Here is a 10,168-nt window from a genome sequence, read left to right as displayed (position 1 = left end):
AAGCTCTCGATACCGAGGTCGGCGTACTCCTTGATCCGCGCGGCCACTTGCTGCGGATCGCCAACCAATGCAGTGCCGGCACCGCCGCGTACCAGGCCGACGCCGGCCCACAGGTTGGGGGCGATTTCCAGGTTGTCGCGACGCCCGTCATGCAGCGCCGCCATGCGCCGCTGGCCTTCGGAATCGAAGCGCGAGAAGGATTTCTGCGCGGCCTCGATGGTCTCGTCGCTGATGTGTTCGATCAGTTTGTCCGCGGCTTTCCACGCTTCTTCGGCGGTATCGCGGACGATGACGTGCAGACGAATCCCGAACTTCACCTTGCGCCCGTGCCGCGCTGCACGTTCACGGACATCGGCGAGTTTTTTGGCGACAGCGGCGGGTGGTTCGCCCCAGGTCAGATATACGTCCACTTGCTCGGCAGCGAGGTCATGCGCGGCGTCGGAGGAACCACCGAAATACAGCGGCGGATACGGCTTCTGCACTGGCGGATAGAGAGCTTTGGCGTTCTGTACTTTCAGGTGCTTGCCCTCGAAATCCACCGATTCGCCCTGCAACACCCGGCGCCAGATCCTGAGGAATTCGTCGGTGACTTCGTAGCGTTCGCTGTGGCTGAGAAAGCTGCCATCGCCACGGTTTTCGTCAGGATCGCCGCCGGTCACCACGTTGATCAGCAGACGACCGTTGGACAGTCGATCGAGTGTCGCCGCCATGCGCGCCGACACGGTGGGCGAGATGATCCCCGGGCGGATCGCCACCAGATAACGCAGGCGTTCGGTGAGCGGCACCAGCGCCGAGGCGATCACCCACGAATCTTCGCAGGACCGCCCGGTGGGAATCAGCACGCCGTGGTAGCCGAGGCTGTCGGCGGCCTGCGCCACTTGTTTCAGATAGTTGAGGGTGACCGGGCGCGCGCCTTGAGTGGTGCCCAGGTAGTGGCCGTCGCCGTGGGTCGGCAGGAACCAGAAAACATCCATGAACAGCTCCTCAAGCGATTTTCAGCAACGGTTTGATTTGCGTGCCGAACAGCGGCGCAGCGCGTTCGGCGGCCAGACGGATCCGCGCTTTGAGCGGTTCGCTGGAGATCTGGTAGTCGGCGAAGTCGGCCTCGGTGGCGTACACGCCAATGGGCAGCGTCACGGCCTGGAAGAAACTGAACAGCGGCCGCAACTGATGATCGAGTACCAGCGCATGGCGCTCGCTGCCGCCGGTGGCGGCGAGCAGCACCGGGGTGTCGATCAGCGCGTTGAGATCGATCAGGTCGAACAGATGCTTGAGCAGGCCGGGGTAGGAGCCGCGATACACCGGCGCGGCGACGATCAGCAGATCGGCCTGTTCGATGGCGTGCAGCTCGGCCTCGACCTCGGCGCTCAGCTCCTGACGCGACAAAGCGGCGCCCAGTGGGCGGGCAATGTCACCCAGTTCGATCAGGTGACTGTCGATCGGCAAATGCCCGGCCAGTTCGGCCAACAGCGCTTGGGTCAGCACCAGAGTGCGGGAGGGACGCCAGGTGCCGCCGGACAGGGCGACGACTTTCAGGGGACGCGACATGATGAGTTCCTTTTTATCAACAGTTGCTCAGCGAGTAGTGAGTCAGTGCCAAGGCTTGAGCAAGCGCTGTACCAATTCCTGAGAGGCCCGGTTTACCGGGCCTTGAGCATTCTGGCGCGGTTGCGTTGTGCAGATATCAGGCGGGTTTGTTGATCTGCTGTTGCCTGGGCAACAGTTGCTGGAGCAACAGTTGTTCGCCGTGTGCAGGGATTTATAACGACTGCTGGTTATTCCGTAAAAGAACGTTAATCGATATTTGTAGATCGTTAGGGAATATAAAAGCGTTAAAGCTGAAATCCTGATAGCCACTATTGAGAGCGTTGATTTTTGCCCGGACGGGCGCGGGCGTAGCCTTTGCCCATCGACTACCACCGCCCGCCAGGACGCTCCCCATGAATCGTTTACTGACTGTTTCGCTGATGCTCGCTGTCTCCGTCCTCGCCGGTTGCGCGACCCACGTTTCCCCAGAACAACGGCCGTACACCGCCGAAGAAACCCGCGAACTGGCGATGGAAGCGCTGAATCGCAGCGGCTTGTCCTTCGACGAATATCACGCGAAGAAAGCCGCACTGCTGGGCGAATCGCAATTCGACAGGAAAGCTGAAATGAGCGCCGGGCGTGCCATACAGCTGCACGGTCGTCCAAGCTGACAGCAAACTGTACTGCTTGAAGTTTCGCGTAACTGTCCGTGGGTTTGCGGGCTGCCGTGCGATAGGGTCAACACCTGAATGACCCCGACGGATTGCTTCCCTCATGACCCTCTCGCTTGATCTGCTGTTGGGCTTTGCCCTGTTTGCCCTTGTCACCTCGATTACACCGGGGCCGAACAACACCATGTTGCTGGCGTCGGGGGTGAACTTCGGCTTCAACCGCACCATTCCCCATATGCTCGGCATCACCTGCGGTTTCTTCGTGTTGGTCGTGGCCGTGGGCTTTGGCCTCGGCGCGGTGTTTCAGAGCTATCCGATTCTTTATACGGTTCTGCGCTACGTCGGCGCGGGGTACCTGTTGTATCTGGCGTGGAAAATCGCTCATTCGGGACCCGTCGGTGACAGCGCCGAAGGTGAGGCCAAACCGATCAGCTATCTCGGCGCCGCGGCGTTTCAGTGGGTCAATCCCAAGGCCTGGATCATGGCTATTGGCGCGATCAGCACGTACACGCCGATGCAGGGCTATTTCACCAACGTAGTGGTGATCGCCGCCGTGTTCGCCATCATCAACCTGCCCAGCGTCGGCGTCTGGGCGGCGTGCGGCACACTGCTGCGCAATGTATTGAAGGACCCGCGCTGGTTGCGCGTGTTCAATTGGGGCATGGCCGCGCTGTTGGTGATTTCGCTGTACCCGCTGCTTCTCGAAAGCTTTCACTGACGCATTGCTTCAACCGCCGGCCCGATGCCTGTTAAGCTCGGCTTCAGAAGCGTTCCTACGCACTTTTAAATGAAGTTGTTCTTCTTTAACGGCATCCGATCAGGTATTGATGACGCTCTCGAACCGACGCGCAGCTCACAAGGCTGCGCTGTGCCGTTTGCAGACACGAGCCTCCTGATCCCGGAACACGCTCTGCGAGTCTTTTATGAATAAACGTCCGTTGTATTTCGATTACGCCGCCACCACCCCGGTGGACGAGCGGGTCATCCAGGTGATGATCGACTGTCTGGGCTTTCACGCCAATTTCGGCAACCCGGCGTCCAGCTCCCACGCTTTCGGCCAGCAGGCCCGGCAAACGGTCGAGCACGCCCGTCGGCAAGTCGCCGAACTGGTGGGGGCCGAGGCTGCGCAGATCGTCTGGACCTCCGGTGCCACCGAGTCCAACAACCTTGCACTCAAAGGCGTGGCCCAGGCCCGCGGCGTTACCGGCGGCCACATCATTACCAGCCAGATCGAACACAAAGCCATTCTCGATACCGCCCGGCAATTGCAGGACGCCGGCGTTGCGGTGACCTATCTGGTGCCGGACGCCGAAGGCCTGATCACCCCGCAAGCCGTCAGCGAAGCGATGCGTGAAGACACTTTTCTGGTGTCGCTGATGCTGGTCAACAATGAACTCGGCACCCTCAACGACATCCCCGCCATCGGTGAAGTCGTGCGTGGCCGTGGCGCGTTGTTCCACGTCGATGCCGCGCAGGGCGCCGGCAAAGTGGCGATCGATCTGCAGCAGTGGCCGGTGGACTTGATGTCGTTTTCGGCGCACAAGCTCTACGGCCCCAAGGGGATCGGCGCGTTGTATGTCGGCCCGCGCGCGCAACAGCGTTTGCAGGCGCAGATTCATGGCGGCGGCCACGAGGGCGGATTGCGCTCCGGGACTCTGGCCACCCACCAGATCGCCGGCATGGGCGCGGCGTTCGCCCTGGCCGCAGCCGAATTCGATGCAGAGAAAAAGTCCATCGTGGCGCTGCGCGAACGCTTGCTTGAACCGTTGCTGAGCCTGCCGGGCGTGCGCCTCAATGGCAGCGTCAGCCAGCGCATCCCGCACACCCTGAGCCTGACGTTCAGCGAAGGTGAGTTCAACAGTGCGGCGTTGAGCCATTCGATCGCGTTTTCCGCGACCTCGGCCTGCAACTCGGCAAGCAACACGCCATCCCACGTGCTGCTGGCACTGGGACACGACGCCCGGCTGGCCGGTCGCACCATTCGCCTGAGCCTCGGCCGGTTCACCACCGCCGAGGATATCGATCAAGCAGTAGAACTGATCAAAACTGCCTGCACCAGTGCCCCGGCATTCTGGGCGACAGGGCTTTAACCAGCCGAATTCCACGGCTACGAACAATAACGATGAAGTGATTGGCAGGAGACATGATGAGTACCCAGACTTTGACCGAAGGATCGGTCCCCCAGCGCCTGGCGCACACCCGTGAACTGATGCGCCGTGAAGGCATTCATGCATTGCTGGTGCCATCGGCCGACCCGCATCTGTCGGAATATCTGCCGGGTTACTGGCAGGGGCGGCAATGGTTGTCGGGGTTCCATGGTTCGGTCGGTACTTTGATTGTCACCGCTGATTTCGCCGGGGTCTGGGCCGACAGTCGCTATTGGGAACAGGCGACCAAGGAACTCAAGGGCAGCGGCATCGAGCTGGTCAAGCTGCAACCGGGGCAGCCGAGCCCGCTGGACTGGCTGGCCGAGCAGACACCGGAAGGTGGAGTGGTAGCGGTCGATGGTGCGGTGATGGCCGTGGCTTCGGCGCGGACACTGAGCAGCAAGCTTGAAGCCCGTGGCGCGCGTCTGCGCACCGACATCGACCTGCTGAATGAAGTCTGGTCTGATCGCCCAAGCCTGCCAAACGCGCCGATCTATCCCCATCTGCCGCCGCAAGCGACGGTCAGCCGTGGCGAGAAACTCGCCAAACTGCGCGAGACCCTGCAGGAACGCGGCGCCGACTGGCATTTCATCGCCACCCTTGATGACATCGCCTGGCTGTTCAACTTGCGCGGCGGCGATGTGTCGTTCAACCCGGTGTTTGTTTCTTTTGCGTTGATCAATCAACAGCAAGCCACGCTGTTTGTGGCCTTGAGCAAAGTCGATGCCGGGTTGCGTGCGGTGCTGGAGCAGGACGGCGTGACCCTGCGCGATTACCGCGAAGTGGCCAACGCATTGCGCGCCGTACCAGGTGGTGCGAGCCTGCTGGTGGATCCGGCTCGAGTGACTACGGGTTTGCTGGATAACCTGGACAGCGCGGTAAAACTGGTCGAAGGCCTGAACCCGACCACCCTTGCCAAATCGCAGAAGAGCGAGGCCGATGCACAGCACATTCGCCAGGCCATGGAACAGGATGGTGCGGCATTGTGCGAATTCTTCGCCTGGCTGGAATCGGCCTGGGGGCGCGAACGCATCACCGAACTGACCATTGACGAGAAGCTCACCGCTGCCCGCGAGCGTCGTCCGGATTACGTGTCGCTGAGCTTCAACACCATTGCCGCGTTTAACGCCAACGGCGCGATGCCGCACTATCACGCCACCGAAGAAGAGCACGCGGTGATCGAGGGCGACGGTTTGCTGCTGATCGATTCGGGCGGCCAGTACCTGGGCGGCACCACCGATATCACCCGAATGGTGCCGGTGGGTACGCCGACGGCTGAACAGAAGCGTGACTGCACGCGCGTGCTCAAAGGCGTGATTGCCCTGTCGCGGGCGCAGTTCCCCAAAGGCATTCTGTCGCCGTTGCTCGATGCCATTGCCCGTGCACCGATCTGGGCGGAAGGCGTGGATTACGGCCATGGCACCGGTCATGGGGTCGGCTATTTCCTCAACGTCCACGAAGGCCCGCAGGTGATCGCCTATCAGGCCGCAGCGGCTCCGCAAACGGCGATGCAGCCCGGGATGATCACGTCCATCGAGCCGGGCACCTATCGTCCGGGTCGTTGGGGCGTGCGCATCGAGAACCTGGCGATGAATCGCGAGGCAGGCAGCAGCGAATTTGGCGAGTTCCTCAAGTTTGAAACGCTGACCCTGTGCCCGATCGACACGCGCTGCCTGGAGCCGTCCTTGCTGACGCAGGAAGAGAAGCAGTGGTTCAACGCCTATCACGCTGAAGTGCGTGAGCGTCTGAGTCCGCTGCTTGAGGGCGCTGCACTGGCGTGGTTGAACACGCGGACTGCAGCTATCTGAGGGGTGAAGCCCGGGCGCTGTGGGCGGCGTCCGGGTTCTGTTGTTTCTCTAAGCCTGACGCAGGGCTTCTTCGACGAAGTCGAGGCGGTCCTGACCGAAGAACAACTGATTGCCGATAAACATGCTCGGCGCACCAAATACGCCGCGTTTAACGGCGGTCTCGGTGTTGTCCTTGAGTCTTGCCTTGACGGTTTCGTCGTTGGTCAGGGCCAGCACTTCATGGGGATCAAAACCCTGTTCGCTTAATACCGCGGCAACGGTTGCCGGCTCATCGAGAGGGCGTCCTTCCACCCACAGCGCCTTGAACAGGCAATCGATAAACGCCTGGAAGCGTTGGGGTTGGCGCAGTTGAATGCCGGTCACGGCGCGCATCAGCATCAGCGTGTTGATCGGAAAGTGCGGATTGAACTTCAGCGGCACGCCATAGCGCTTGGCGTAGCGATCCAGATCCTCAAACATGTAGCGGCCCTTCGCCGGAATCATTGCCGGCGATGCGTTGCCGGTCGCCTTGAACACGCCGCCCAGCAGCATCGGGATGTAGATCAGTTCGCTATGGGTTTCGCTGCAGATCTTCGGTAACTGGGTGTAAGCCAGATAGGTGGCAGGGCTGCCGAGGTCGAAATAGAACTCCACGGTTTTCGTCATCTTCGCTGCTCTCTATTTATTGTTATGGAGGAGGGGGGCTTACCAGCGTTCGTTCCACGGGCGCAGATCCAGTTCGAACGTCCAGGCGTCACGTGGCTGGCTGTGCAGATACCAGTAGTTCTCAGCGATGTGTTCGGGGTTGAGAATACCGTCCTGATCCTTGGTCGCGTACTTCTCCGGGAAACTGTTGCGGATGAAGTCGGTATCGATGGCGCCATCGACCACTACGTGGGCGACGTGAATGTTCATCGGCCCTAACTCGCGCGCCATGCTTTGTGCCAGTGCGCGAATACCGTGTTTGGCGCCGGCAAATGCAGCAAATCCAGCGGCGCCACGCAGCCCGGCGGTCGCGCCAGTGAACAGGATAGTGCCGCGCTGGCGGGTGACCATGCGCTTGGCCACTTCGCGGGCATTGAGGAAGCCCGAGAAACAGGCCATCTCCCAGATCTTGAAATACTTGCGTGCGGTTTCTTCGAGGATGCTGCAAGGCACGTTGGCGCCGATGTTGAAGACAAACGCCTCGATCGGGCCGAGGCGGGTTTCGATCTCTTCGATCAGCGCAATGACGTCTTCTTCCTTGCGCGCATCGCAGGCGAAACCGTGCGCTTCGCCACCCTCTGCATGAATCGCGTCCACCAGCGGTTGCAACTTGTCAGCGCTGCGCCGCGTGACGCAAGCGACGAAACCTTCCTTGGCAAAGCGTTTGGCGATCGCTCCGCCGGTGGCATCGCCAGCACCAACCACCAATACGACCTTCTTGTTATTCATGGGTAAATCCCTTTAGTAAACGATCGTTAAGTGAACGAACGTTATGCTAGGATTCGGGCAACGTCAAGGCAGTCGGTCAAGAGGGAAAAGCACATGCGGTATTCCGCTGGTCACAAGCTGGAAACCCGGGAGAAGCTGCTGAACAGCAGTGCGCTTTCAGCCAAGCGTTCGGGTTTTTCCACAGTCGGTGTCGATGGCTTGATGAAGGCTATCGGCCTGAGTGGCGCGGCGTTTTATAGCCACTTCTCGTCGAAAAACGAGCTGTTCACCGCCATCGTCGAGCGCGAACTGTGTCAGAGCCTGGAGCGACTGGGAGGGCAGGGAGCGCAGGACCGTGAGCGGCTGGAACGCTGTCTTAAACAGTACCTGAGCATGGCTCACGTGGAGCAGCCTGAATCGGGCTGTGCCTTGCCGACACTGGGCGCGGAAATTGCCCGTTCAGATGATCAGGTTCGCGAGCAGGCAGAGTTGTGGATTTGTCGGCTGCAAGCCAGTTGGTCGCAGATTCTGGAGAGCGACAGCCTGGCGTGGGCAATTCTGTCGCAATGTGTCGGAGCATTGGTAGTGGCGAGAATGCTGGTGACGCCGGACATACAACGCACGGTGTTGAAGTCCAGTCATGAAGAAATCAGTCGTCAGCTGGCTGCTCGACAAGGCGAGCAACCAGAATGATTCATTTACAGATGACGATCATGCTTCGACTGGTATAGCCAGCTGGATTGAGACCGAATGGGTAGTCGCCTGGTTCTTCCACGGCGTCCCCCGATTTGGCAATGACTTTGTAGCCTTTCGGGGTGCAAGCGTTTGCTGCGCTTGTGTAGCACTGATCCCACGAGGAAGAAAGTCCCGAACAGTTGATATGCAGCCCTTTCTTGCCGTGTTTCACCTGGGTCTTGGAAGTTGCTGCGCACCCCGTAACGGCCAGCACAGCGATCAGCATCAAAATTCGTTTCATTACTGTCCTTAATCGCGGCCACGAGTCTGGTGCTCGGGTCCGCCTGCATTCGGTCGCGCTTTGGCGTGGTGATTTCCCTGTCTGAAAAAAATCCATGTCTGGCATTAAGTTACGCATCTAAACATGGCCTAAATGCGTAGCAATTGCCAGACCTTCGTAAAATCCCGTCTCAATCCGCCGCAATGGCGGGTTTGGCAGCGCTGCCCATGGTCAGGGTTGCGCCGACGGACGCCAGAATAATGCACATGATTGCCAGCCATTGTGACAGCGTGAGGTATTCATGCAGGAACAACAGGCCTGACAACGCTCCAAATGCCGGCTCGATGCTCATCAGTGTCCCGAAGGTGCGTGCGGGCATGCGGGTAAGAGCCACCATTTCGAGTGTGTAGGGCAGGGCGGTGGAGAGTATCGCCACACCGATCGCCACTGGAATCAGCGAGGGCGTCAGCAATGCGGTGCCTGCATGAACAATGCCGATCGGTGCAACGAAAAGCGCCGCGATCATTACACCCAGTGCAGCTGTCGTGACGCCGTTATCTGCGCCGGCTTTCTGACCGAACAGGATGTACAAGGCCCAGCACACGCCAGCGCCCAAGGCATAACCTGCACCCAGTAAATCGATGCCTGCGCTTGTAGCCCCGGTGGGTATCAAGAGACACAGGCCTGCGGCAGCGAGGGCAATCCAGAGAAAGTCGATGGCGCGCCGAGACGAATAGATGGCCACGGCCAGGGGGCCGGTGAACTCAAGTGCGACGGCGATCCCCAGAGGGACAGTGCGCAATGACATATAAAAGAGGAAGTTCATGCCGCCCAGCGCCATGCCGTAGACGATTACGGTGCGCAGGGACCTGGCGGTCAGCCTGGCACGCCATGGGCGCAGCAATAACAGCATGATGATGCTGGCGAAGATCAGGCGCAGGGTGGTCGTTCCCTGAGCGCCGACTACCGGGAACATGCTCTTGGCCAGAGATGCTCCGGACTGGATCGATGCCATGGCTATTAATAGCAGCCCAACCGGGAACAGCATGGAGGCCAGAGAGCGGGGTTGGTCAGTCATTGCGTGGCATCGTCCAAAGTGGGTGAAGAGCTGGGCTGGATTTTGGGCAATATACTGCGCATTGGCGTCGCGCGCGTCTATATATAAGCAGGAATTTTCCTTTCTTCGAAGAAAAGCGAATTAAAGGTTGACGGCAGATTCTGAGTCTCTATAATTCGCCCCACTTCCGGCGCAGTCGAAACGGAAAACTCCTTGAGATTCAATGAGTTATACGGTTTTCGATAGCGAGTTGCTTCAGTTCATCGAAGCCTGGAAGGAGTTGAAAGGGCGGTGATGTTTGGCTCTTTTGACGGTTCGATCTTCTCGGTCGAAAGCGGAGAAAAAGAGGTGTTGACAGCAGCGTGTAACGCTGTAGAATTCGCCTCCCGCTAACGAGAGATCGGAAGCGCAAGTGGTTGAAGTTGTTGAAGAAATCTTCGAAAACTTCTGAAAATAATCACTTGACAGCAAATGAGGCTGCTGTAGAATGCGCGCCTCGGTTGAGACGAAAGCTCTTAACCAACCGCTCTTTAACAACTGAATCAAGCAATTCGTGTGGGTGCTTGTGGAGTCAGACTGATAGTCAACAAGATTATCAGCATCACAAGTTA

At 59.4% G+C, this 10,168-nt stretch carries 12 protein-coding genes; 5 read left to right on the top strand and 7 right to left on the bottom strand.

The window, feature by feature from the left end:
* Together ssuD and msuE are read right to left on the bottom strand one after the other, a co-directional pair.
* Positions 1 to 974, bottom strand: a 974-nt coding sequence (ssuD, locus tag DBR18_RS16175; protein ID WP_256588749.1) for an FMNH2-dependent alkanesulfonate monooxygenase, incomplete at its 3' end; no start/stop codon positions are given.
* A 10-nt stretch (positions 975 to 984) separates the two neighbouring features.
* Positions 985 to 1,548, bottom strand: a complete 564-nt coding sequence (gene msuE / locus DBR18_RS16170; protein ID WP_108591070.1) for an FMN reductase — start codon at positions 1,546 to 1,548, stop codon at positions 985 to 987.
* A gap of 392 nt (positions 1,549 to 1,940) precedes the next feature.
* On the opposite strand from msuE, the gene DBR18_RS16165 reads away from it, so the two are divergent.
* The 4 genes from DBR18_RS16165 to DBR18_RS16150 all read left to right on the top strand — a co-directional run bounded on the left by DBR18_RS16165 (position 1,941) and on the right by DBR18_RS16150 (position 6,153).
* Positions 1,941 to 2,198 (top strand): hypothetical protein, encoded by a 258-nt coding sequence (locus DBR18_RS16165; RefSeq protein ID WP_108591069.1) that lies wholly within the window; start codon positions 1,941 to 1,943, stop codon positions 2,196 to 2,198.
* Between the two features lie 103 nt (positions 2,199 to 2,301).
* The gene (locus DBR18_RS16160; RefSeq protein WP_108591068.1) at positions 2,302 to 2,916 is read left to right on the top strand and encodes a LysE family translocator; all 615 of its coding nucleotides are present in this window, start codon (positions 2,302 to 2,304) and stop codon (positions 2,914 to 2,916) included.
* A gap of 205 nt (positions 2,917 to 3,121) precedes the next feature.
* Positions 3,122 to 4,288 carry an aminotransferase class V-fold PLP-dependent enzyme gene (locus DBR18_RS16155; RefSeq protein ID WP_108591067.1) on the top strand — a complete coding sequence of 389 codons (1,167 nt, stop codon included), beginning with the start codon at positions 3,122 to 3,124 and terminating at the stop codon, positions 4,286 to 4,288.
* 56 nt (positions 4,289 to 4,344) lie between these two features.
* Entirely contained in the window at positions 4,345 to 6,153 is a 1,809-nt protein-coding gene (locus tag DBR18_RS16150; protein WP_108591066.1) for an aminopeptidase P family protein, read from the top strand.
* 48 nt (positions 6,154 to 6,201) lie between these two features.
* Here the strand turns inward: DBR18_RS16150 and DBR18_RS16145 are convergent, their stop codons facing one another.
* A complete protein-coding gene (locus DBR18_RS16145) occupies positions 6,202 to 6,798 on the bottom strand; it encodes a 2-hydroxychromene-2-carboxylate isomerase (RefSeq protein ID WP_108591065.1) in 597 nt (198 codons plus the stop codon).
* Between the two features lie 39 nt (positions 6,799 to 6,837).
* Entirely contained in the window at positions 6,838 to 7,566 is a 729-nt protein-coding gene (locus DBR18_RS16140; protein ID WP_108591064.1) for an SDR family oxidoreductase, read from the bottom strand.
* Positions 7,567 to 7,659: 93 nt separating this feature from the next.
* Here DBR18_RS16140 and DBR18_RS16135 point away from each other — a divergent pair, with 93 nt between their 5' ends.
* Positions 7,660 to 8,238, top strand: coding sequence for a TetR/AcrR family transcriptional regulator (locus DBR18_RS16135; RefSeq protein WP_108591063.1), 579 nt, complete (start codon positions 7,660 to 7,662; stop codon positions 8,236 to 8,238).
* 1 nt (position 8,239) lies between these two features.
* On the opposite strand, the gene DBR18_RS16130 is transcribed toward DBR18_RS16135, so the two are convergent.
* From DBR18_RS16130 to DBR18_RS28535, 3 genes are all read right to left on the bottom strand, one after another.
* A complete protein-coding gene (locus DBR18_RS16130; RefSeq protein ID WP_108591062.1) occupies positions 8,240 to 8,521 on the bottom strand; it encodes a hypothetical protein in 282 nt (93 codons plus the stop codon).
* Between the two features lie 169 nt (positions 8,522 to 8,690).
* Positions 8,691 to 9,578 (bottom strand): threonine/homoserine exporter RhtA, encoded by an 888-nt coding sequence (gene rhtA / locus DBR18_RS16125; protein WP_108591061.1) that lies wholly within the window; start codon positions 9,576 to 9,578, stop codon positions 8,691 to 8,693.
* A 234-nt stretch (positions 9,579 to 9,812) separates the two neighbouring features.
* A partial coding sequence (locus tag DBR18_RS28535; protein WP_218277862.1) for a hypothetical protein occupies positions 9,813 to 10,168 on the bottom strand: 356 nt, incomplete at its 5' end.

It is taken from the genome of Pseudomonas sp. HMWF021 (assembly GCF_003061005.1).
Lineage (GTDB): Bacteria > Pseudomonadota > Gammaproteobacteria > Pseudomonadales > Pseudomonadaceae > Aquipseudomonas.
This window is presented reverse-complemented; position numbering and strand designations above follow the sequence as displayed.

Excerpts from the sequence above, each read along its gene's own strand:
- DBR18_RS16150 (WP_108591066.1), top strand. The coding sequence starts at position 4,345 with ATGAGTACCCAGACTTTGACCGAAGGATCGGTCCCCCAGCGCCTGGCG.
- DBR18_RS16135 (WP_108591063.1), top strand. The coding sequence starts at position 7,660 with ATGCGGTATTCCGCTGGTCACAAGCTGGAAACCCGGGAGAAGCTGCTG.
- DBR18_RS16155 (WP_108591067.1), top strand. The coding sequence starts at position 3,122 with ATGAATAAACGTCCGTTGTATTTCGATTACGCCGCCACCACCCCGGTG.
- rhtA (WP_108591061.1), bottom strand. The coding sequence starts at position 9,578 with ATGACTGACCAACCCCGCTCTCTGGCCTCCATGCTGTTCCCGGTTGGG.
- DBR18_RS16130 (WP_108591062.1), bottom strand. The coding sequence starts at position 8,521 with ATGAAACGAATTTTGATGCTGATCGCTGTGCTGGCCGTTACGGGGTGC.
- DBR18_RS16145 (WP_108591065.1), bottom strand. The coding sequence starts at position 6,798 with ATGACGAAAACCGTGGAGTTCTATTTCGACCTCGGCAGCCCTGCCACC.
- DBR18_RS16165 (WP_108591069.1), top strand. The coding sequence starts at position 1,941 with ATGAATCGTTTACTGACTGTTTCGCTGATGCTCGCTGTCTCCGTCCTC.
- DBR18_RS16160 (WP_108591068.1), top strand. The coding sequence starts at position 2,302 with ATGACCCTCTCGCTTGATCTGCTGTTGGGCTTTGCCCTGTTTGCCCTT.
- DBR18_RS16140 (WP_108591064.1), bottom strand. The coding sequence starts at position 7,566 with ATGAATAACAAGAAGGTCGTATTGGTGGTTGGTGCTGGCGATGCCACC.
- msuE (WP_108591070.1), bottom strand. The coding sequence starts at position 1,548 with ATGTCGCGTCCCCTGAAAGTCGTCGCCCTGTCCGGCGGCACCTGGCGT.